Genomic DNA, 22,066 nt, shown 5'->3' on the forward strand with positions numbered 1-22,066 from the left:
TTCGCTTTGGTCCCCTACGGCTTCAGCTTGCGGCGGGCAGCGCACTATCCGTTGAAGCCGCCCACGGCCGCTCGGCCGAGGCGAGCCCGATCAAACGGCCCTGGATGTAGTCGCAGCCCCAGTCGCGCAGCATGCTTGCGGCCTCTTCGTCCTGCACCCATTCGGCGACGGTCTTGATGTCGAGGCGCCGGGCGAGGTCGATCAGGGTCTGCACGAAGGCGCGGTCGTCGGCGGAATGGGTGATGTTCTGCACGAAGGCGCCGTCGATCTTCACGATATCCACGCCGAGCTTGCGCAGGTTGCGGAACGAGGTGTAGCCGGCGCCGAAATCGTCGATGGCAATGCGGCTGCCAAAATGCTTGAGGCGGCTGACGAAAGCGCGAACGTCGTCGATGTCCTGGATCGCGACCGTCTCGGTGATCTCGACGATCAGCCGCTCGGCAACACCGGGATGCGCCTGCATCAGCGATTCGATCCCCGCCCACCAATCCGGATCCATGGTGGTATCCGGCGAGATGTTGAGGCTGAGACAAACGTCGGGCGCAGCCGCAAGCTCGGCGACCACGAGCTCGAGCACACGGTGATCGACGAGGCGGATCAGGCCGAGCCGCTCGGCGACCGGCACGATGTCGGGCGCGAGCAGCACCTGGCCATCGCCCTGGTCCATCCGCACCAGACATTCGTGGAATGCGCGTTCGCGCGAAGCAGCCGAGACCACGGGCTCATAGGCGAGCTTGATGCGGCGTTCGTTGAGCGCGGTGACGATCTCGTCAGTGACGCGAATGTTGACGCGACGCTGCGCGTCGCGCGCGGCATCGGGACGCCACACCGCGAACGAACCGACGCGGCGGCGCTTGGCGGCATCCAGCGTTTCATGGGCGCGGTTGACGGCCTCGTCGGTGTTGCGGGCATAGCGCGGCAGGCTGACCGCGCCGATCGACGCGGTGACCGAGACTGGGCCTGATTTCGTCGGCACCACCTCGTCGCGGATGCCGGCGAGGAAGCGCTCCGCGGCGACATTCATGTCGTCGACGGTGCAGTTCTTCAGGATCAGGCCGAACTTGTTGCCGGAGAAGCGCCCGAGCACGTCGCCGCCGCGCAAACGCGAGCGAATGCGCTTGGCGATGTCGAGGATCACGGCATCGGCAACGTCGAAGCCAAAGGCATCGTTGACGCGGGCGAGATGATCGATGCCGACCAGCATGAAGGCCGCGGTCGAGCGGAAGCGAGTGGTCTCCTCAATCGTCTCGGCGAGCGCCGCGATCAGATGCGAGCGGTTGAGCTCGCCGGTCAGTGGGTCGAGACGGGCCAGCCTCGTCAGCTCCTCGTCGCGGGCGTGACGTTCATTGTTAATGCGGACGGAGCCGATCGCGCGCACGGGGCGGCCGTCGGGACCAGCGAACCAGCGGCCGGTCTCCTCGATCCAGATGACGGGATCGCCGGCGCTCATGCGCACGCCATACTCGACGCGATAGGGCGTGCCATCGGCCCCATGCACGGCGGAGGTTTGCGCCAGCGCCGCGGTCCGCAGTGTTTGCGCGGGCTCGATCAGCTTGGCGAATTCGGCGCCGGTCGCGAGCCGCTCGGCGGGGATACCGGGAAAGATGCTGGCGACCTGCTCACCCCAGACGATGGCATCGCTGGCGATGTCCCAGGCGAACACGGCCTGACCGAGCGCGGCCAGGATGTCGGAGGCTTGCGGCAATGCAGGGGTCAAGATCGCCTCGTTTTGGCACAGTGGAGAAGTCCTGGGCCGGCCCAGAATAGAGCCAGATTCGCCCCCGACCCTAGGCAAAGTTGATAAACAATTTGGAAACCACGTTTCCTCGGCGCGGGGAACCAAACCGGCCCGGCCGGCATAGGCCTTGCGAGTACAGGACTCGCACCGGCACCCGCGTCCCGAAACGCGACAAGCTTGCCGGGTCAACGGTGATTGCGATGTTGAGTACCGATCGATTGGACACGGCGGACGACGGCACAGGCACGGCCCTGGTGCCGCTGATGCCGACGTTGCAGTGGGTTCACAAGGCGCCGCTGCCGCGTCCCGATCCGAGCTTCGTTACTCAGCTCATCGCCAATGCCGAATATCTGCCCCAGACCAGCCGGCTCCGCCGCGCCTCTTCCGAAGATGCGCGGACGGCCTATGGCAGCAAGCAGCCACTGGGAAGCGTCGCCGCGCGGACGCGGCAGGTGGCTTGATCAACGCGGCGGTGTATCCGGCGAGGACGGCGTGCCGTTGCCCGGCTGAAGATGCGGCGAGGGAATTTCCGGCGAGGCGGCGCCCTGCACCGGCTTTGGCGCAGGATGATCCATCAGCACGGATTCGGCGACGGATTGCGCCGAGGGGGCGGGCGGCGCCGGCTGCGGCGCAATCACCGGCTCGAACTTGGAGGCGACCTCCGCATCATCCGGTGCTTCGGGCTTGCGCTTGGCCTTGCGTGGCGCCGGCACCGTGGTCTCGGCGACATAGGTGACGCGGCGGCGCGTGCGCTGGGCAATGCCGCCGAGGAAGTCGGCCATCGCCAGCAGCACCAGCAGGAAAAAGGTGGAGTTGCCGAATTTGGGCCACATCACGAATTCGGCAGCGGCCGCGCCGAAGATGATCAGCGACAGCAAATGATCCATCAGGAATTTCGAGCCCGGTCGCGCGCCCTTGACCACCTCTAACAGCAGTAGCACCACGCCAAGCGCGAGCAGGAGATCGGCGAGCGTGACCGGCCAGCTCTCGCCCGTGATCATCGGCACCTTGAACAGCACGTCCGAGAAGGACACGCTGGGCATCAGGAAGGCGATGATGTTGTAGACCGCGAGCGGAATCAGGAGCAGCGGGAAACCGACCATCGGCGAGATGCCCTCTCGATCAAGATATCCGGACAGAACAATGCAGCGGCGAAGCATTTGCTCCGCCGCCGTCACCGTCTATCTCATGGGTTGGCCGAAACCAGGCGGGTCCAATCTCCCGCCTGAGGAAAGGTCCTGGCTTCAGGACTCTTTCTTCTTTAGGACCTGGCGGCCCTTGTACATGCCGGTCTTGAGGTCGAGATGGTGCGGACGACGGAGCTCACCGGAGTCCTTGTCTTCCACATAGGTCGGCTTCTTGATGGCGTCTGCCGAGCGGCGCATGCCACGGCGCGACGGCGAGGTTTTTCTTCTCGGAACGGCCATTTCAATATCCTCTAGGGATTGGTGACATCAGGGCATCGTCCGCGAAGGGACGGCTCAGCACCCGCAATACGAGGCGAGCTGAATGCCGATCAAGGCCGCGCTTATAGAGGAAGGCTGGCCGTAAAGCTAGGCTCTTGGGCTGGAAAATACGCCCGGAACGGGCCCAAAATCAGCGATTTTCGCGCCAACAGGTCGCCAGCGAGCTCGCCTGCCCTCGCGTCATATAGGTAGCCGCCAGCCGCCTCACGCCTGGGCCGGGAATCCGGGCGCTGCGTTTGACCGGATTCGGCAGGATCGACGCCAGAAGTGCGGCCTCCCGGGGGGAGAGGTTTTCGGCCGATTTGCCGAAGGCATAAGCGCTGGCCGCCTCCACCCCAAACTGCCCCTGCGGGCCGAGCTCGGCGATGTTGAGGTAAATTTCGAGAATCCGCGGCTTGGGTAGGACGAGGTCGATCCACAGGGCCAGCGGGAATTCGAGCCCCTTGCGGATGAAATCGCGTCCCTGCCACAGGAACAGGTTTTTCGCCACCTGCTGGGTGATGGTGGAGGCACCCCGGAAGGCGGTGCCGTCCTCCCTCGCATCGTCGATCGCCTCGCGCAGCGCACCCCAATCGATGCCGTGATGCTTGCAGAAATGGGCGTCCTCGGCCGCCACCACCGCGCGCGGCAGATACGGCGACATATCAGCCAGAGCGATCCACTCCCGCTGCATCGGCGCGCCCCGCAAGCTGCGCCAAGCCATCAGCGTCGAAACAGGGTGGCCGGTACGGTAAAACGGCGCAATGACATAGGGCGCGAGAACCACGACCGCGATCGCTACCAGCAGGATTTTGACGATGCGCAAATGGACCTTTCCGGCACGAAACGAGAAGCGGCCACGGATCCCGCCATTAAGTCTGTGATAATCCGGGCCTTTTCCAGCACTTTTTAGGCCTTCCAAACGATTGACTGGGGCGGGCGCATAAAGGATTGTCCGGCCGAATTTTAGTTCTGGAGCCCTTCTTGATGACCGGCACGTCCCCGTCCGATTTCGCCAAGCGTCTGGACAAGACCGCTGATGACACCGAGGCCCTGCTCGGGCGCCTGCTGTCGGACGACATCCTGCACGACGAGATCGCCCGGCCCAAGCGACTGATGGACGCAATGCGCTATTCGAGCCTCAATGGCGGCAAGCGCCTGCGGCCGTTCCTGGTGGTCGAGAGCGCGGCCGTGTTCGGCGTGCCGCGCGAGGCGGCCCTGCTCGCCGGCGCGGCACTCGAATGCATCCACTGCTATTCGCTGATCCATGACGATCTGCCGGCGATGGACAATTCGGACCTCCGTCGCGGCCGCCCCACCCTGCACAAGAAGACCGATGACGCCACCGCGATCCTCGCCGGCGACGGCCTTCTGACGCTCGCCTTCGACATCATCACGCGCGACGAGGTCCATCGCGATGCCAATGTGCGGCTGCTGCTGACGCGCGCGCTGGCGCGCTGCGCCGGCATCGGCGGCATGGTCGGCGGCCAGATCCTCGATCTCGCCGGCGAAGGCCGCTTTGGCGGCAACGAGCCGATCGATGTGGCCCGCATTCAGCAGATGAAGACCGGCGCGCTCTTGCGCTACGGCTGCATCGCCGGTGCGATCCTCGGCCAAGCCTCGCAGAAAGAATATCAGGCGCTCGACGATTACGGCCGCGCGCTCGGCGAAGCCTTCCAGATCGCCGACGATCTGCTCGACGTGGAAGGCGATGCGGCCGCGCTCGGCAAGCCCTCAGGCCAGGATGCCGCGCTCGGCAAGACCACCTTCGTCACCCAGCTCGGCATCGAAGGCGCCAAGCAGCGCGTGCGCGACCTGCTGGCGCGCGCCGACAGCGCCGTATCGATCTTCGGCGATCGCGCCGCCGTGCTGCAAGCCGCCGCGCGCTTCGTCGCCGAGCGGAAGAACTGACGTCGGGTTTTCACCTCTCCCGCTTGCGGGAGAGGTCGCACCGAAAGCGCGGGTGAGGGCTCTCTCCTCTCGGGGTTCTCGGTTGTGGAGACACCCTCTTCCCAACTCGCCCCCGCAAGCGGGGGAGGGAGCGCACCTGCGATGCCGCTCAGCGCGCTCACTGGACGATCTGCATGCAAAAAGAAGATCCCGTCCTCGTCCGCTTCCGCAAGTTGTCGCGGCCGATGCGGCTCATCTATGCGCGGCCGCGGACCTTCACCGCGCTCGCGGTCGGCATTCTGGTCTGCTTGCTGCTGCCGGGGTCATACCGGCTGGTGACACGGCTTCTGCTCGGCTGGGATGCACTGATCACTGTCTATCTCGTGCTGGTCTATGCGATGATGCTGTGCAATGACCATCAGCACATCCGACGCGCCGCCGCGATGCAGGACGACGGCCGCTTCGTGATCCTGCTGGTGACGGCGACCGGCGCCTTCGCCAGCATCGCGGCGATCGTCTCCGAGCTCGGCACGCCGCATCGCGGCGTCCTCGAGCTGACGATCGCGATCACCACCATCGCGCTGTCGTGGGCGGCCGTGCACACGATCTTCGCGCTGCATTACGCGCATGATTATTATCGGCACGGCACGGCAGGTGGCCTTCAGTTTCCGAGCGGCGACAAGGAAGACCACGCCGACTACTGGGATTTCGTCTATTTCTCGTTCGTGATCGGCATGACGGCGCAGGTCTCCGACGTCGGCATCACTGACAAGACGATCCGGCGCACGGCCACGGCGCACGGCATCGTGTCCTTCATTTACAACACGGCGCTGTTGGCGCTGACGGTGAACATCGCGGCGAGCGCGATTGCGAGCTGATGTCGTCCCGGCGGTCCGGGACGATCTCGATCATGCACGGCCTTCAACGGCACACTTCTGCATTCGCATCGTTGCCGGGGCCGCCGCCGCCGCGATATTCCAGGTGGCAACCGCGGCTGACCGGGCGGCAGCCCGCGCTATTGCAGAAGACCTGCCCACCACCGGCGGCGCGGCCTGCACCAGCGATGCCGGCAGCGGCACCATAACCGCCGGCAGCTCCGGCAGCCGCACCTGCGGACTGACGACGCTGCCGAGCGGGACGCTCATCACTGTCGTCGCGCTTGGCCGTCGCAGGTTTGGCCGGCTTGGCTGCACGCTGCTTCTCGCACTCATTGTCGTCGTTGACCACATAGCCCTCGCGACAGACGATCTTCGTGCATTTGTCGCCATCGGCCTTGAAGCCGTGCTCGCAGACCAGCGGACAGACGCGCGACGGTTTTGACTTGACCGCATCGAGTGCGTCGGTGCTCGCCACCTTCACGTCGAGCTTGGTGCCGGCATAGCGGTTGAACTGCGACAGCGATCGCTGCGAGGACGTATTCCAATTGCCGTCGGCCTGCCCGGAGAAACACCCGACGCGGCCAAGCTCTGTCTGCACCGAGCGGTTGAGATCGGCCGGCGCGGTTGCGGGGGTGAGCGAGGCGACATTGGTGCCGGGCGAGCCCGCCGTGCTGGCCGGCGCAGCACTCTGCGCCGTGGCGGCGAGATTGACGCGCTGCTGCTCCGCGGCGGCAGCCTGCTGTTGCGCCTGCTCCTTGGCCTTCTGCGCGGCGAGCTGAGCCTGCTCGGCGGCCTTCGCATCGGCCGCGGCCTTGGCTTGCGCATCCTTCTGCGCGCCGAGCGCGGCAAGACGATCACGTTCGGCCTCGGCCTGCTTTGCCTTCTCGATCGCCGCCGCATGGGCTTGCTCGGCCTGGATCTTGTCGATCTGGAGCTTGGCGAGGTTCGCATAGAAGCCGTCAGGGTGCTGGGCGAGGAAGGCTTCCCAGGCCGCCCTGTTGCCGACCTGGAGCGCGAGCTCATAGTCGCGGCGCATGTCGGCCTGCGGGTTCGTCACAGGCGCCGCGGGGGCTGCAGCCGCCACCTTGACCGGCACCAGCGGCACGTCCTCGCCGCCGAGCGAACCGTAGACGAACGGCTCCTGCTTGTTGCCGGTCGACCTGAGCACGTCGTCACGCACGAAGCCGAAGGCGCGGCGGACGTCGAGGCCCGGCGTCGTCAGATGCTTCGACAGTGCCACCGTGAACGGGCTGTTGGCACCGTCGCCGTCCTGCGCGGTGAAACCGGCTTTGGCCGAATAGGCAATCAGCGTGTTGGGGCTGGTCGGCTCGACCTGGGCGAGACCGCGGCCGATCCCGCGCGAGGCAACCGTGCGTTTCATGGTCTTGCCAAACGGATTGTCGCGGCAGGCATCCAGGATCACCAGACGAAGCTGCTTTGCAGGTTCGACCGCGACCAGGACGCGGTCGAGCGAAAGCGCCTCGTCGTAGACATCGGTGTCGCGCTCGAGCTTGGCATCCACTGGGATCAGATAGTTCGAGCCCTCGACCTCGATGCCGTGGCCGGCGTAGTAGACCACGGCGATATCGGCGTCGCGGGTCGCGTCGGCGAAGTCGCGCAGCACGCGCCGCGTGTCCAGTGCCGACAGATCGCGCCGGGACTCGACGACATCGAAGCCGGCCTCCTTCAGCGTCTTCGCCATCACCGCCCCGTCATTGACGGGATTGGCGAGCGACGGCGCGTGCTGATAGGCCGAATTGGCGAGCACCAGCGCGACGCGCTTTCCGGCAAAGGCGGGCCCGGCGCCGAACAGCAGGCCGAGCGCAACAAAAAGCGGACAAAGTCTGAGCAAACTGCGCATGACACGACTTCCGATGGTTCCGGGCCGTTCGGCCCTTTGGGACCGCTTTAGCAACATCCACCGCCGGCGCTTGTGATCGAGGTCACGAAGGTGACGGCGACGACAGACCAAACGTCCCCTTCTGTTTGTCGCGCCAGCGCTGTCGCGGTTCGCCGCCGAATGGCCGCGCGGACTGGGTTCCGTCAGGCAACCCCGATGTGCTCCCGATATTGCGGCAGATCGTCCGTAATCTCGTGCCAGGGCGCCTTCGAGCCCACAAAAATATGGGCACTCGGCCGGATCGAGGGGGCATCGACCAGGGTTCCCATGGCGACATGGACCCATTGTCCTTCCCGTACCCGGGAATAGAGCAGTGAGCCGCAGCGGGCACAATGGGCATCATGGGTGGTATCGTCGCCGAAAATCATCCGATCGTCCCCACCCCGGACAACGCGGAGCTTGTCCTGCGGAATGCCGGCGAACGGCTTGAACGCGGCGCCGGTGGTGCGACGGCAGTTCGAGCAATGGCAGTTCATCGCATAGGAGAACGCATCCGCCACTTCAAAGCGCACAGCGCGGCAATAGCATTCGCCGATCAAGATACGGACGTTCGAATTTTCTGATGCAGTCATGGTGACGCCTTCGTGCAAATGGCTGACACACCGATAGCGTATTTTGATGTGTCCGACTAAGTTTGCCCAACCACCATTCAAAGGGATGACCCATGAGCCCAAATCGTTCAAGTGTCGAAGCCGTCGTGCAATCCTACTTTGACGGACTCTATGAGGGCGACGCCGAAAAGCTCGGCGCCATCTTCCATCCCTCCGCCGATCTGCGCTGGGTCGAGAAGGGCGAGCTCCAGGTTCTGACGGTCCCCGATTGGCTCGACCGCGTGCGCAAGCGCGCCTCGGCCAAGGCCGAAGGCAAGCCGCGCGAGGATTTCATCGTCACCATCGACCGTTCGGACGACAACACCGCCTTCGTCAAGGTGCGCTGCCAGCTGCCGCCGCGCTACTTCACAGACTATCTGGTGGCGATGAAGCTCGCCGACGGCTGGCAGATCGTGTCGAAATCGTACCGGTACGACCTGAGAGAGTGAGTGGAACAACCCTTCCGCTGCCCGAAATCGGGCGCAGTCGCTGCCCAGTCTTCGTCATTGCGAGCGCAGCGAAGCAATCCAGAATCCCTCCGCGGAGACAGTCTGGATTGCTTCGCTGCGCTCGCAATGACGGTGCGGATGAAGCATCCGCTGCATTTACCGACTCACTCACCTGAAAGTCCGCCATGCCTCTCGACCGCCGTTCCCTGCTCGCCTCACTCTGCTGGATGGCCGCTTCTCCCGCGCTTGCCGCGGAGGCGCCGCCAGAGCTCGAAACCTATGAACGTGAAAGCGGCGGGCGGGTTGGGCTCTATGCGGAAAATCTGGCGAACGGCAAAAAGCTCGCCTGGCGCGCCGACGAGCGGTTCGTCATGTGCTCGACATTCAAGGCTTCGCTGGTGGCCTGCGTGTTGGGGCGGGTCGACCGCGGCGAGGAGCAACTCGCGGCCATGATCCCTTATAGCCAAGCGGATCTGCTGGAATATGCACCGGTGGCGAGGGAAAACCTCCCGGCCGGCAAAATGTCGGTCGGCGAGATGTGCAAGGCCATCGTCGAGCTCAGCGACAACACCTGTGCCAATCTGCTGCTGGCGCGGATCGGCGGCCCCGCCGAGTTGACTGCATTCTGGCGTTCGCTCGGCGACACCACCTCGCGGCTCGACCACAACGAGCCCGAGCTCAACCGCTCTCCGCCCGGCAATCCCCAGGACACCACGACGCCAACGGCGATGGCGAATAATCTGCGCCGGCTGGTGCTGGGCGAAGCCTTGTCGGCGCAATCCCGCGTTCAGCTCACCGAATGGATGGTGAACTGCAAGACCGGCGCGAACCGGCTGCGCGGCGGCCTACCCGCAGGCTGGAAGATCGGCGACAAGACCGGCTACAATGGCAAGGACGCAGCTGGCGACATCGCAGTGGCCTGGCCGAAGCCCGACACGCCGGTCCTGATCACGGCCTACGTCCAAGGCGGCACGCCGAACCCGGCGAAGATCGCCGCCGTGTTTGCGCAAATCGGCAGGATGGTGGCCGACCGGCTGGCGTAAGCCGCGCGCATTGACGGTGCGGCCGCTTCCAGGTCAAGTCAGAGCATCATGGAAGCGAAATTTCAGACTTTTCTCATCTTGCTCGCCGTGCTGGCAGGCACCGCACTTGCCGCGCGCCGCTTCAACATCGCGCCTGCCATTCTGCTGATGCTCTCCGGCGTCGGCCTCGCCTTCGTGCCGGGCATGCCCGCGGTGGAATTGCCACCAGAGCTGGTGCTCCTGATGGTGCTGCCGCCGCTGATCTACTCGGCGAGCGTCGCCATGAGCTGGCGCGAGTTCAAGAACAACCTGCGTCCGATCGTGCTGCTCGCGGTCGGCGCGGTGATATTCACCACGGCGATGGTGGCGGCCGCCACGCATTATATGATCGGCCTGCCCTGGGCCATCGGGTTCCTGCTCGGAGCTATCGTTGCGCCACCCGACGTGGTGGCGCCGCTCGCGATCGCGCGCCGGCTCAACATGCCACGCCGACTCCTGGTCATCCTTGAGGGCGAGGGACTGGCCAATGACGCCACCGCACTGATCCTCTACCGCTTCGCGCTCGCGGCGATCATGGTCGGGAATTTCTCGCTGCCGCTCGCGGCCGGCGAGTTCCTCCTCATCGTCGCCAGCGAGATCGCCTTCGGTATCGGCGTCGGCTGGCTCTCCTTACGATTCCGCAAATGGTCCGGGGATCCGCAGGTCGAGCTGACGCTGTCGCTGATCACACCCTACGTCTCCTACTGGCTGCCCGAGCACGTCGGCGGGTCCGGCGTGATCGCGACCGTCGCCTGCGGCCTCTATGTGAGCTGGAATGGGCCGCTGCTGATCTCGTCGGCGACGCGCCTGCAAGGCATCTTCTTCTGGGATCTCGTGATCTACCTGATCGAGGGCATGCTGTTCCTGCTCACCGGCTTCCAGATGCGCGCGCTCTACGAGAAGTCAAAAGCCTTCCCGCTCGATGACATTCTCATCGCGACTGCGGTGGTCCTGGTCATCGTCGTGATCGCGCGCTTCGCCTGGCTCTATCCCGCGACCTATCTGCCGCGGATGCTCTCCAAATCGCTGCGGACGCGCGACCCGTCGCCGCCATGGCAATGGCCGTTCGTGCTCGCCTTCACCGGCGTGCGTGGCGCCGTGTCGCTGGCGGCCGCGCTGGCTCTGCCATTCACGCTGCCTGATGGCGAGGCCTTTCCATCTCGCGACCTGATCCTGTTCGTCGCCTTCGGTGTCATCTTCGTCACGCTGATCGGCGTCGGCCTGACGCTGCCGCCGGTCGTGCGCTGGCTCGGCGTCGCCGAAGCCGGCCGCCACGAGCATGCCGCCGCGCACGAAGCCGAGATCGCCGCCCGGCGCCAGGCGCTCGAGGCCGCTCTGGAATCTCTCGACGCGCTGACCGCGCAAAAGGAAGTGTCCGAAGAAGTGATGCGGCTGCTGCGCGCACGACACGATATCCGCGTCAGCCAGCTCCCGGACTCGCTCGATCCCAACCACCACGACGTTTCAGCCGCCGGCACCGCGCTGACCCGCGACCTGATCGCCGCCGAAAGAAAATTCATCCACAACCTCCTGCGCGATGGCCAGATCACCGACGAGACGCGGCGGCGGATCGAGCGCGATTTGGATCTGGAGGAGGCGAGTCTGGCGAACCGGGAGTATCGGGGCGGGCCGCTGTAGCCTTTTGTCATTGCGCGGCGAAGCAATCCAGACTGCCTCCGCGGAAAGACTCTAGATTGCTTCGCTGCGCTCGCAATGACGCTGTTGAACCGGCGGAGCAACCTACCGCCTCTCGCAGAACTCCCTCATGGCGGCCGCCACCGCTCCCGCGACAACCTCCTGCCGCTCCGGCGAGTTCATCTCCATTTCCTCGTCGCGATTGATGATCGAGCCGGCCTCGAGCAGCACGGCGGCGCTCCTCGTCCGCGACAGCACGACGAGCCCGTCATAGCGATAGACGCCGACATCCTTGTCGAGCAGCTGGTGTCGATAGCGGCCCATCACTGGCAGGGTGTATTGGCTGGCATAGTGCAGGCCCTGCTCCTTCAGCTGCTTGCCGATCATCCGGGCCAGCATCAGGCTGGTGGCGAAGTGCGGATTCTGCTGCGACACGAACAGTGAGTGACCCGAAAAGCGGTCGCTGAAATAGCTCTTTGCGCCGTCGAACTCCCAGGTTTCGAGCAGCTTGTCCGGCACCGAATCATGATGAACAGACAGGAACAGATCGGCGCGACCTCCGTTCGCGAAACTGACGCGCTTGAACAGGCTCGGCCGAGCCTTGCCATCCGTGACAAGCAGGCGGGTTTCGGCAAAGCCTTCAGACTTGAGCTTCGCTGTGATCAGTCTGGCGAGGCGGTAGTTGAAGCCGAACTCCGGATCATTACGCGCGCTCAATGCGCCGTAGGAGTCCGGGGTGTGCCCGACATCCACGACGATCCGAAATTTACGCATCTCACATTTGGCCAGTGACAGCTGCTTGGACTTGGGTCTCGCAGTTTTTTGCGCGGCAGCGGCCTCGCTGCTGCCAACAGTCGCAAGCGGCGACAGCAAGATCGATGCGACCAGCCCGACGATGACGCTCCACAACCGCCCCAAGCGCTACTCCGCTGCTGCGATACCGGGGCGACCGACGCCGCGGGAGTCACGGAAGGCGAGCAGTTCCTCGCCGAGCACGATGATTTTCTTCGGCTCGCCGTCAGGCTCGGGGAGCTCCTCAGACAGCAGCACGGGAATCCAGAAGCGGCGCAACAGTTCGCCCATTGCCGTTCCGGGGCCGGACTCGGTGAGGAATTTGTTGTCGTCGGCGCGGAGCATGGTGGATCCTCCCGATTTTGTTTTCGGGAAGATTGGCGCAGTCCTGACCACGCGTCAACGCTGTGGCGCCGCCTCGTCGCAAAGCGAGCTAACGCACGCGGCCCCGCCCGTCCTTAAGCGGCACGCGGCGGAGATTGCGTCTGCGGAGGAAGCTCTTCGACTTCTTCCGCAATGGCCTGGAGAGCGCGCAACGTGTACTCCCGGTTCATGGACTCCGTGGTCGCGTGGAGTTCACGCAGTGCGATCCTGAACGGCTCCTGCGTGTCTGGGAAGTCCGATGCATTGGACGCCAGCAATTTCTGGGCTGCTGAGAGAAGCTTGGTTCGCGCGCTCTCCCATGCGGTCATCATCTGACGCACACGTGGGCCGCCGCCAACACCCCAGATCTTGTCGAGAAGATCCGCGTCCATGAGGTGTTGATCCTGAGCTTCGCGCAGGATCATGTTCAGGTGGCTGAGCAACTGGGTCACGGCTGACTTCCAGGCATCCATCTCCTTGGACGTGTCAGGCGCTAGTGGGAAATCGAACCTGGCCGGCCTGTATTGGCTGCTCCTCTCCAGGAAGAGGAATCGGAACTCGAGGCCGATGTTGATGGCACTCAGAAGGCGGGACGTGAGAGGATCGCCATAATGCCGGACGATCATCTTGACGATGTAGATGTGGATCTCGGTCTTCTTGCTCACATAGGTCACGACCCGGGACACGAAGAGCCGGTACGCATGGTCACCCTTGGACGTCGCGACGACAAGATAGTTCTCGTCGCCGCCCTGGAGCGCATTGGTCGCGAGCGTCCTGATGCCTTCGGCCCATGTCCCGCTCATCTCGACCGGCATTCTGTTGATGAAGGCATTCCAGCCGAAAAAGCGGTTCTTTTCCTCCGGAAAACCAAAGACCTGAAAGGAATTTCCGACCATCTCGATCTTGAATTTCGACAGCTCGACTCCATCCGGCCCGATCACCGGAGGCGCATCACTGTGGAGGATGATCTTGCGCTCTGGATAGGTTTCCGAGGAGACGCGCGATTCCAGATACATCTGGATGCAGCTGTGGAGTCTGGCAGCAGACGAGACGAGCTTCTGCCGCCAGAGTTCATCCTGCTTGCTGACTCCGCCACTCGCGCCACCGTGCCTGCCGAGCACGGCATCCGCCGTCGCCGAAATATCCGCCAGCAAGGCGAAAACGGGATTCGCCGATGACTCGGCCGTGCTCGCGCCGGGCGCATAGGCAGACATGCCCGGCACCTTGAATATGTGATCCTCGTCGATCTTGATCGCCTGCAGATAGTCGAGCGTGGTCTGGTTGGCCGCACCGATTGAAATCGGAAGAATTCTTCGGGGGATGTTGCCGTAGATCTTGGGCCGCTCCTCAAGCGACCTCGCAAAATACCCGACCTCGAAGCCTGGAAACGCGAAGCTTGGTTTGAGCCGGTCCGTCAGAATCACGAGGAGAATGTCAGCCTCGTCCAATGCGTTGGTGATCACGGTGCGATAGTCCGACCCCTTCCCGATGCTCCCGACGTCGCGGAATACCTTGACCGGAGGAAGGGACGCAGCGACGGCAAACAATTGCAGCAGCTCCGCCTCGAAGCTAGCGGCCAGCTCCCGGTCTTCACTGACATAGCTGATGAAGACTGAGATCTGTTCGGGCCGGGCGGCCTTTGCCCGCCGGGTTCGACCGGAATTCGCCGACTTGCGTTTGCCAACTGTTGTCGACTTTTGCTTGCCCGCCTTGGCCATATGACGCTCCCGAATACCTAAGATTGTGATCTGATGAGCAATTCTCCATTTCCGAGCGTGAGCCTAGGCGTTAGCCTGCCGAGGCAATGTAAGCTGGTTCACAGAACGGCAAGTTTTCTCGGATTGCGCGAGCGCCGTGCCAGCGATCCTCAGCGCGACAAGGCTCTGCTTGTGACCACTGACGTGGCATAACCTGCGGAGCTGACGCCTACAGCGTGATAAGATGAGGCTCGATAGCAGCAGACGAAGGTGGGCTCCCTCTCCCGCTTGCGGGAGAGGTGAGCGAGCCCGCGCAATCGATTCAACCTAAAGCCATTCCGCTCTAGACCGGCCGCTCCCCCTTCACCGTCACGCGTGTGCCCGAGCGCGTATGCGGCCAGTAGTCCCACATCGCGCGGTGCTGGGTACAGCGGTTGTCCCAGAAGGCGATGGCATTCTCGGTCCAGCGGAAGCGGCACTGGAACAGTGGGTTTTCGGCGTGCTGATAGAGATAGGCGAGCATCGCATCGCTCTCGTCGCGTGGGATGCCGTTGATGTGGCGGGTGAAGCCGCGGTTGACATAGAGCGCTTTCCTGCCGGTGACGGGATGCGTGCGCACCACGGGATGCTCGGCATGCGGATAGGAGGGACGGTCGGCGACGCCATAATTCGCGTAGAGCCCGCGATAGATCGGCTCGCCATCGTGCAGCGCGGTGAGCCCGTCGAGATAGGCTTTCATGCGGTCCGACAGTGCCTCATAGGCCGCATACATGTTGGCGAACAGCGTGTCGCCGCCGCGCGGCGGGCATTGCTTGATGTAGAGGATCGAGCCCATCGGCGGCTCGAGATCGCAGGACACGTCGGAGTGCCAGCCCTCGCCATTGGCGCGCGGCGAGTTCTTGTCGGCGTAGATCTTCATGAGCGCCGGATCTTCGTCCTCGTGCGGCGCGGCCGGATGGAAGTGCAGTTCGCCGAACTTGCGGCCGAAGGCGAGGTGCTGCTGGGGCGTGATGTGCTGGTCGCGGAAGAAGATGACCAGGTTTTCGGCGAGGGCACGGTGGATCTCGTCCATCTGTCGGTTGGAACGGGTGTCACCGTCGACGAGCCTGCCGATATCGACGCCGGAGATTTCCGCGCCGATGATGGGGGTGAGCTTCTCGACCGCGATGGTCTCGTAAGGAGCGCCGTCTTCCGCCGTGTGGCGATAGCGTGGACCCTGCTTGCCGGCGAGTGAGCTCATGGCGTGTCTCCCGATCGTTGTTGATTGAAGACATCGTAGCGCGCGATGATGGATGTGCAATCTGCACCGCAAACTGCTGTCGTCCCGGACAAGCGTAAGCGCAGATCCGGGATCCATAACCGCAGGATTGGGTTTGACGAAGACTCGGAGTGACAGCCCGTCGCAACCACAAAGTCGTGTGGTTGTGGGTCCCGGCCTTCGCCGGGACGACGCGGAGTATGGGGCGCGAGCGGAGTAAAACTACTCCGCCGCGGGCGCCGGCACCTTGGCGCCCTGGCCGTAGCGCTGGTCGATATAGTCGATCACCAGCGCCTTGAAATCGGCGGAGATGGTCGGGCCGCGCAGCGTGCGGAACTTCTTGCCGTCCACGAAGACAGGCGCGGCCGGCGCTTCGCCGGTGCCGGGCAGCGAGATGCCGATATTGGCGTGCTTGGATTCGCCGGGGCCGTTGACGATGCAGCCCATCACCGCGACGTTGAGCTCCTCGACGCCGGGATATTTGGTCTTCCAGGTCGGCATCTCGTCACGGATGAAATCCTGGATCGAGCGCGCCAGCTCCTGGAACGTGGTCGAGGTGGTGCGGCCGCAGCCGGGGCACGCCGCAACCAGCGGCACGAAAGTGCGGAAGCCCATGGTCTGCAGCAGCTCCTGGCCGACCTGCACCTCACGGGTACGGTCGCCGCCGGGCTCCGGCGTCAGCGAGATGCGGATGGTGTCGCCGATGCCCTGCTGCAGCAGGATGCCGAGTGCGGCCGAGGACGCCACGATGCCCTTCGAGCCCATGCCGGCCTCGGTGAGGCCGAGATGGATGGCATAGTCGGAACGCCTGGCGAGATCCTGATAGACCGCGATGAGATCCTGCACCGCCGAGACCTTGGCGGAGAGGATGATGCGGTCCTTGGGCATGCCGAGCTCTTCGGCGCGTGCGGCCGAGAGCAGCGCAGATTGCACCATGGCCTCGCGCGTCACCGCGCGCACGTCGCGCGGATTGGGTGATGCTGCGTTCTCGTCCATCAGCTTGGTCAAAAGCTCCTGGTCGAGCGAGCCCCAATTGGCGCCGATGCGCACCGGCTTGTTGTTCTTGTTCGCGATCTCGATGATGTCGGCGAACTGAGTGTCGCGCTTGTCCTTGAAACCGACATTGCCGGGATTGATGCGGTATTTGGCCAGCGCCTCGGCGCAGGCCGGATAGGCCGCGAGCAGCTTGTGGCCGATATAATGGAAGTCGCCGATCAGCGGCGTCGTGATGCCGCGCTTGGCGAGCCCGTCACGGATGTGCGGAACCGCGGCCGCGGCTTCCTCGCGGTCCACGGTGATGCGGACCATTTCGGAGCCGGCGCGCGCGAGCGCTGCGACCTGGGCGATGGTGCTGTCGACATCGGCGGTGTCGGTGTTGGTCATCGACTGCACGACGATCGGCGCGCCGCCGCCCACGGCGACGTTGCCCACCTTCACCTGGGTGGTCTTGTGCCGGGGCGCGGGGCCCGCGATGTCGGAATCGAGAGGGTTTTCGAGCTTGTTCATGAGGTCCAAATATCAGGTTTTGGTGACGTTCAGCAATGCATCGCGCGGCGCCGCAGCCGATGAGCTGGGACGGTTAACCAGAAAAAGCCCAGCAATTACAAGGACCGCGGCGGCCCCGAATGTCAGGCTCAGGGTGTCGTGCATGATGAAATAGCTACCCACCACGCCAAACAAAGGGGTGATGAAGGTAAAAGCGGACAATTTGCTGGCCGAATAGGCCTTCACCAGCGCGAACCAAAGCGTGAACGTGGTTCCCACCACCCAGATTGCCTGGAACGCCATCAGGCCCAGCGACAGCGGCGCCGGCATGTGCGTGATGGATTCGCCGAACAGCCAGGCCGCCATCCCCAGAATCGGGATCGAGGTGGCGACCTGATAACCCAGCGCCTTCTCGGGCGCAGCGAAGCGCAGCCGTGTGCCTTTGGCGACCAGCGTGGTTGCCGCCCACAGCGCGGCGCCGCCGACGATCATGAGATCGCCGAGCAGAACATGCGAATCGACATTGGGCTGCGGCACGCCGATGGCGAGGGCGACGCCGGCAAAGCTGATGGCCAAGCCCAGCCATTGCGAGCCGCCAAGACGCTCGCCAAGCACCTGGTAGGAGCCGAGCGCGACGAAGAACGGCGCCGTATAGAGGAACACCACCGCACGCGAAGCAGAGGTGAGACGCAGCCCCTGGAAAATCAGCACGAATTCGATGCCGAACATCAGCCCGGCGATCAGGCCGGCCTTCCACGTGCCGTCACGTTCGAAGAAATTGACGCCACGCAGGGTGCCGATGATGAACAGCACCGGCAGCGCGCCCATCGAGCGGATGGTGGCCTGGAGCATCGGCGGAATGTCCGGCAGCACCAGCTTCACCGCGATCTGGTTGAACCCCCAGGTCAGGCACAGCATCAGCATCAGGGCGATGGCGCCGGCGCTGAGGGGGCGTGCAGCGGACGGTATGGCTTGAGGTGCGGACATTTCTTCCTGATATCCGGCTTTGCGCCGTTGTTGCTTCAAGACGTTTTCTGACAATGGACGCAGATTCCCGTGATCTCCACCACGGACAGCTTTGGTGCGAAGCCTGAATTGCGCGCTGCGGCGTTGAGGTCCTTCGCAAAGGATGCCGACGGAATCTCGCCGACGAGGCCACAGTGCTCGCAGATCAGGAACGCCACTGCCGAGGTCGCGTCATGGTCATGGGCGGCACAGGCCAGGTAGGCGTTGCGGCTCTCGATGCGGTGCACGAGGCCGTTGGCCATCAGGAAATCGAGAGCACGATAGACTGTGATCGGCGCCGGCCGCGGCATCGACTTGGCGAGTTCGTCGATCACCTCATAGGCGCCCAGCGGACGGTGGCTGGAGAGCAGCGCCCTCAGCACCTGGCGGCGGATTGGCGTGAATTTCTGCGCACGCTGCTCGCAAATCTCCTCGGCATGCGCCAGCGCGTCCGCAGTGCAGCGGCCGTGATCGTGATCGGGCGCGGGAAAGGCCGGCTTCGCGAGGGTCATCTGGCCTACCTTCTAGCATTTCGGCGGTGGAACCCAAAGCGCGACCGATCCGGCGGCTGTCAGCCATGCTAATCCCGCGGGACAGCGTCTCGCTAACCCGCCATGAAATAATCATAAGCTTGCTTATTATATTCAAGCTTATTGGAGATAAAGCTTATGACCCGCGGGTCGGTCGACCAGAATTTCCTGTTCACGCTTGACGAACTCTACCGCCTGCTGCGCGTCTATGCCGACAAGGAAGCCTCGCGCTTCGGCATTACCCGCGCGCAATGGGCGGTGCTGGCGAAGGTCGAGCGAAGCGAGGGGATGAAACAATCGGAACTCGCCGAGCTGCTCGAGATGCAGCCGATCACGCTGACGCGGCTGATCGACAAGCTTTGCGACAGCGACTGGATCGAGCGCCGCAGTGACGCCTCGGACCGCCGCGTCAAACGTCTCTACCTGAAGAAGGCCGGGCGGCAGCTGCTCGGCAGGATGAGCGGCCTGAAATCGGAGCTGACCGCGAACGCGCTCGACGGCATCAACCCGGCAGACGCCCACCGCCTTCTCGTCCAACTCGAAACAATGAAGGAAAACGTGCGAAACGCGATCCAGGCCTCTGGAGCGGAACAAGCGCGTAAGGAGCAGCGCTATGGCTGATCAGGTCCTCAAATTCCAGCCCGAGCAGAAGGCTGACAGCGGCAAGCCGACCAAGAAGGCCGGCACGGATCCGCGCCGCCGCTTGGTGGCGGGCCTGCGCCGCTATCGCCGTTTCCTGCTCCTGGTCGTGCTGCCTCTCATCGCCGCCATCGGCGGCCTTACTTTCTATCTGCATGGCGGCCGCTATGTCGGGACTGACGATGCCTATGTCGGCGCGCAGAAGGTGCTGGTGACGCCCGATATTTCCGGCAAGATCCTGAAGGTCGTCGTAAAAGAAGGTCAGTCCGTCAAGCAGGGCGACGAGCTGTTCGAGATCGATCCCGTGCCGTTCCGCCTCGCAGTGGACGAGGCCAAGGCGCAGCTCGCCCAGGCCCGCACGACCTATGACAACCTGGTCGCCAACATCAAGATCTTCGGCGACATGCTCGACCTCGCCCAGCAGGGCGTCGACCTGAAGCAGCGCGACGTCGAGCGCAAGCAGGCGCTGGTGAAGAACAATTACGGCTCGCAGCTCGACCTCGACAACGCATCCAACGCGCTGGTTACCGCGGGCGCACAGGCGCAGTTCATCAAGCAGCAGCTCTCCAACGCCAAGACGCAATTGCTCGGTGATCCCAAGCTGCCCCTGGAGCAATTCCCGCCTTACGTCCAGGCCAAAGCCAAGCTCGAAGATGCCCAGCGCAATCTCGACCACACCGTGCTCCGCGCGCCGATGGATGGCGTGGCGACGCAGGTGGAGCAGATCCAGCTCGGCCGTTTCGTCGCTGCCGGCACGCCGGTGTTCTCCATCATCGACATCGCCCATCCCTGGGTCGACGCCAATCCGAAGGAGAGTGACCTCACCTATGTCACCGAAGGCCAGCCCGTCACGCTCGAGGTCGACGCGTTCCCGAACCACGTCTTCAAGGGCAAGATCGGCTCGCTCTCGCCCGGCACCGGCGCGCAATTCGCGATCCTGCCGCCGCAAAATGCCACCGGCAATTTCGTCAAGGTGGTGCAGCGCGTGCCGATCCGCATCTATTTCGACGAGACCGACAAATATGTGCGGAAGCTGAAGGCCGGCATGAGCGTCTATGCCACCATCGACACCGGCCATCGGCGCTCGCTCGCCGGCCTGTTCGGCCTGTCGGCGACAGCGGGCCAGGACAAGGACTAAGGATCTGCCACGATGTCCGGCCCCAACGCCAACCTGATGGTCCCCGGCCTGCGCCGGAACATGGTGACGATCTGCGCCATGACCGCGACCATCATGCAGGCGCTGGACACCACCATCGCCAACGTCGCGCTGCCCTACATGCAGGGCACGCTGTCGGCCTCGCAGGACCAGATCAATTGGGTGCTGACCTCCTACATCGTCGCTGCGGCGATCATGACGGCGCCGGTGGGCTGGATCGCCAACCGCTTCGGCCGCAAGCGCATCTTCATCATCTGCTCGGCCGGCTTCACCATGGCATCGGTGCTGTGCGGTCTGGCGCAGGACATCAACCAGATGGTGCTGTTCCGCCTGCTGCAAGGCGTGTTCGGCGCCGCCCTGGTGCCGCTGTCGCAGTCGGTCATGCTCGACTATTACACGCTCCAGGAGCGCGCCAAGGCGATGTCGATCTGGGGCATGGGCGTGATGATGGGCCCGATCATGGGGCCATCTCTTGGGGCCTGGCTCACCGAGACCTATTCCTGGCACTGGGTGTTCTTCGTCAACCTGCCGTTCGGCCTCGTCACCGTGCTCGGGCTGATCGTCTTCATGGACGAAACCGAGAAGAACCTTAGCCTCAAATTCGACTGGTTCGGCTTCGCCGCACTGGCGATCGCGATCGGCGCGCTGCAGCTCGCGCTGGACCGCGGCGAGCAATTGGGGTGGCTCGAATCGAACGAGATCGTCGCGGAATTCATCGTCTCGGCCGTCGCCTTCTATTTCTTCCTCGCGCACTCCTTCACGACCTCAACGCCGTTCATCCGCTTCGCGCTGTTCCGGGATCGCAACTTCGTCACCGGCTGCGTGTTCATGATCGTGATGGGGCTCGTGCTGTTCTCGACCATGGCGCTGGCCTCGCCCTACATGCAGAACGTGATCGGCTATCCCATCATCACCGCCGGCCTGCTGCTGGCGAGCCGCGGTTTCGGCACCTTCTTCGCCATGATGCTGGTCGGCCGCATGATGCGCTATTTCGAGGCGCGCACATTGATCATCACCGGCCTGACGCTGACCGCAGGCTCGCTGTACCAGATGACCGGCTGGACCGACCTGACCCAGGTGCCGGAGATCGTCACGGTCAGCGTCATCCAGGGTTTTGGCTTCGGCCTCGTCTTCGTGCCGCTCTCGACCGTGGCGTTCCTGACCTTGTCGAACGAGCTGCGCACCGACGGCACCGCTATGCTGACCCTGATGCGCAACGTCGCAAGCTCGGTCGGCATTTCCGTCGTCATCGCCGAGCTGACGCAGGGCACGCGGCGGACCTATGCGATCCTCTCCGAGCACGTCAACCCGTTCAACCACGCGCTGCAGATGCCCAGCGTCAGCGGCCTGATCAATCTGTCCACCGACGCCGGCCGCGCCCTGGCGGACCGGATGGTCAGCGTGCAGGCGCAGATCATCGCCTTCGCGCACGACTACCAGCTGGTGATGGTTTTCATCCTCTGCACCATCCCGCTCGCTTTGCTGATCGGCTCCACCAAGGCCACGCTGCGCAAGCAGGCGGCGGGGCCGGAGCATGCGGTGATGGAGTAGTCGC

Annotated in this window: 22 protein-coding genes; 9 read left to right on the plus strand and 13 right to left on the minus strand. The window is 64.0% G+C overall.

The window, feature by feature from the left end; translation table 11 throughout:
- Nucleotides 1–22: 22 nt before the first annotated feature.
- Nucleotides 23–1,717, minus strand: a complete 1,695-nt coding sequence (locus P6U29_RS40425; RefSeq protein WP_407115660.1) for an EAL domain-containing protein — start codon at nucleotides 1,715–1,717, stop codon at nucleotides 23–25.
- Between the two features lie 221 nt (nucleotides 1,718–1,938).
- Here P6U29_RS40425 and P6U29_RS40430 point away from each other — a divergent pair, with 221 nt between their 5' ends.
- On the plus strand, nucleotides 1,939–2,199 hold the full coding sequence (locus tag P6U29_RS40430) for a hypothetical protein (protein WP_407115661.1): 261 nt from the start codon (nucleotides 1,939–1,941) through the stop codon (nucleotides 2,197–2,199).
- Here the strand turns inward: P6U29_RS40430 and P6U29_RS40435 are convergent, their stop codons facing one another.
- The 3 genes from P6U29_RS40435 to mtgA form a co-directional block, all read right to left on the minus strand.
- Entirely contained in the window at nucleotides 2,200–2,841 is a 642-nt protein-coding gene (locus P6U29_RS40435; RefSeq protein WP_407119561.1) for a hypothetical protein, read from the minus strand.
- Between the two features lie 141 nt (nucleotides 2,842–2,982).
- Nucleotides 2,983–3,165, minus strand: a complete 183-nt coding sequence (gene rpmF / locus P6U29_RS40440) for a 50S ribosomal protein L32 (RefSeq protein WP_007598106.1) — start codon at nucleotides 3,163–3,165, stop codon at nucleotides 2,983–2,985.
- Nucleotides 3,166–3,334: 169 nt separating this feature from the next.
- The gene (mtgA, locus tag P6U29_RS40445) at nucleotides 3,335–4,009 is read right to left on the minus strand and encodes a monofunctional biosynthetic peptidoglycan transglycosylase (protein ID WP_407115662.1); all 675 of its coding nucleotides are present in this window, start codon (nucleotides 4,007–4,009) and stop codon (nucleotides 3,335–3,337) included.
- 161 nt (nucleotides 4,010–4,170) lie between these two features.
- On the opposite strand from mtgA, the gene P6U29_RS40450 reads away from it, so the two are divergent.
- Complete coding sequence (locus tag P6U29_RS40450; RefSeq protein WP_407115663.1) at nucleotides 4,171–5,094, plus strand: polyprenyl synthetase family protein; 924 nt, start codon at nucleotides 4,171–4,173, stop codon at nucleotides 5,092–5,094.
- 173 nt (nucleotides 5,095–5,267) lie between these two features.
- Nucleotides 5,268–5,951: a DUF1345 domain-containing protein gene (locus P6U29_RS40455; RefSeq protein WP_407115664.1), complete on the plus strand. Its 684-nt coding sequence runs from the start codon at nucleotides 5,268–5,270 to the stop codon at nucleotides 5,949–5,951.
- Between the two features lie 43 nt (nucleotides 5,952–5,994).
- Here P6U29_RS40455 and P6U29_RS40460 read toward each other — a convergent pair whose 3' ends face one another.
- Both P6U29_RS40460 and P6U29_RS40465 read right to left on the minus strand, forming a co-directional pair.
- Nucleotides 5,995–7,812 carry a caspase domain-containing protein gene (locus P6U29_RS40460; protein WP_407115665.1) on the minus strand — a complete coding sequence of 606 codons (1,818 nt, stop codon included), beginning with the start codon at nucleotides 7,810–7,812 and terminating at the stop codon, nucleotides 5,995–5,997.
- 182 nt (nucleotides 7,813–7,994) lie between these two features.
- Nucleotides 7,995–8,423, minus strand: a complete 429-nt coding sequence (locus P6U29_RS40465) for a GFA family protein (RefSeq protein ID WP_407119562.1) — start codon at nucleotides 8,421–8,423, stop codon at nucleotides 7,995–7,997.
- Between the two features lie 92 nt (nucleotides 8,424–8,515).
- On the opposite strand from P6U29_RS40465, the gene P6U29_RS40470 reads away from it, so the two are divergent.
- The 3 genes from P6U29_RS40470 (at nucleotide 8,516) to P6U29_RS40480 (ending at nucleotide 11,589) form a co-directional block, all read left to right on the plus strand.
- On the plus strand, nucleotides 8,516–8,890 hold the full coding sequence (locus P6U29_RS40470; RefSeq protein ID WP_407115666.1) for a nuclear transport factor 2 family protein: 375 nt from the start codon (nucleotides 8,516–8,518) through the stop codon (nucleotides 8,888–8,890).
- A 185-nt stretch (nucleotides 8,891–9,075) separates the two neighbouring features.
- On the plus strand, nucleotides 9,076–9,933 hold the full coding sequence (gene bla / locus P6U29_RS40475) for a class A beta-lactamase (RefSeq protein WP_407115667.1): 858 nt from the start codon (nucleotides 9,076–9,078) through the stop codon (nucleotides 9,931–9,933).
- 48 nt (nucleotides 9,934–9,981) lie between these two features.
- Entirely contained in the window at nucleotides 9,982–11,589 is a 1,608-nt protein-coding gene (locus P6U29_RS40480; protein WP_407115668.1) for a Na+/H+ antiporter, read from the plus strand.
- Between the two features lie 102 nt (nucleotides 11,590–11,691).
- Here the strand turns inward: P6U29_RS40480 and P6U29_RS40485 are convergent, their stop codons facing one another.
- From P6U29_RS40485 to P6U29_RS40515, 7 genes are all read right to left on the minus strand, one after another.
- Nucleotides 11,692–12,360: an N-acetylmuramoyl-L-alanine amidase gene (locus tag P6U29_RS40485; RefSeq protein ID WP_407115669.1), complete on the minus strand. Its 669-nt coding sequence runs from the start codon at nucleotides 12,358–12,360 to the stop codon at nucleotides 11,692–11,694.
- Nucleotides 12,361–12,507: 147 nt separating this feature from the next.
- Nucleotides 12,508–12,723 carry a hypothetical protein gene (locus P6U29_RS40490; protein ID WP_407115670.1) on the minus strand — a complete coding sequence of 72 codons (216 nt, stop codon included), beginning with the start codon at nucleotides 12,721–12,723 and terminating at the stop codon, nucleotides 12,508–12,510.
- Nucleotides 12,724–12,836: 113 nt separating this feature from the next.
- Complete coding sequence (locus P6U29_RS40495; protein ID WP_407115671.1) at nucleotides 12,837–14,459, minus strand: toll/interleukin-1 receptor domain-containing protein; 1,623 nt, start codon at nucleotides 14,457–14,459, stop codon at nucleotides 12,837–12,839.
- A 322-nt stretch (nucleotides 14,460–14,781) separates the two neighbouring features.
- Entirely contained in the window at nucleotides 14,782–15,678 is an 897-nt protein-coding gene (locus P6U29_RS40500; protein ID WP_407115672.1) for a TauD/TfdA dioxygenase family protein, read from the minus strand.
- A 240-nt stretch (nucleotides 15,679–15,918) separates the two neighbouring features.
- Nucleotides 15,919–17,202 carry a flavodoxin-dependent (E)-4-hydroxy-3-methylbut-2-enyl-diphosphate synthase gene (gene ispG / locus P6U29_RS40505; protein ID WP_407115673.1) on the minus strand — a complete coding sequence of 428 codons (1,284 nt, stop codon included), beginning with the start codon at nucleotides 17,200–17,202 and terminating at the stop codon, nucleotides 15,919–15,921.
- A gap of 12 nt (nucleotides 17,203–17,214) precedes the next feature.
- Nucleotides 17,215–18,168 carry a DMT family transporter gene (locus P6U29_RS40510; RefSeq protein ID WP_407119563.1) on the minus strand — a complete coding sequence of 318 codons (954 nt, stop codon included), beginning with the start codon at nucleotides 18,166–18,168 and terminating at the stop codon, nucleotides 17,215–17,217.
- A 35-nt stretch (nucleotides 18,169–18,203) separates the two neighbouring features.
- Nucleotides 18,204–18,698: a Fur family transcriptional regulator gene (locus P6U29_RS40515; protein ID WP_407115674.1), complete on the minus strand. Its 495-nt coding sequence runs from the start codon at nucleotides 18,696–18,698 to the stop codon at nucleotides 18,204–18,206.
- Between the two features lie 156 nt (nucleotides 18,699–18,854).
- Between P6U29_RS40515 and P6U29_RS40520 the strand changes: the two genes are divergently transcribed.
- Genes P6U29_RS40520 through P6U29_RS40530 form a run of 3 tightly spaced genes read left to right on the plus strand, consistent with a single transcriptional unit; the run spans nucleotide 18,855 to nucleotide 22,062 of the window.
- A complete protein-coding gene (locus P6U29_RS40520) occupies nucleotides 18,855–19,337 on the plus strand; it encodes a MarR family winged helix-turn-helix transcriptional regulator (protein ID WP_407115675.1) in 483 nt (160 codons plus the stop codon).
- Nucleotides 19,330–20,493, plus strand: a complete 1,164-nt coding sequence (locus P6U29_RS40525) for an HlyD family secretion protein (protein ID WP_407115676.1) — start codon at nucleotides 19,330–19,332, stop codon at nucleotides 20,491–20,493. Before P6U29_RS40520 ends, P6U29_RS40525 begins: the two co-directional genes overlap by 8 nt.
- A gap of 12 nt (nucleotides 20,494–20,505) precedes the next feature.
- Nucleotides 20,506–22,062: an MDR family MFS transporter gene (locus P6U29_RS40530; RefSeq protein WP_407115677.1), complete on the plus strand. Its 1,557-nt coding sequence runs from the start codon at nucleotides 20,506–20,508 to the stop codon at nucleotides 22,060–22,062.
- The last annotated feature ends 4 nt before the right edge of the window (nucleotides 22,063–22,066 follow it).

The sequence above is a fragment of the Bradyrhizobium sp. LMG 9283 genome (assembly GCF_045571415.1).
Taxonomy (GTDB): domain Bacteria; phylum Pseudomonadota; class Alphaproteobacteria; order Rhizobiales; family Xanthobacteraceae; genus Bradyrhizobium.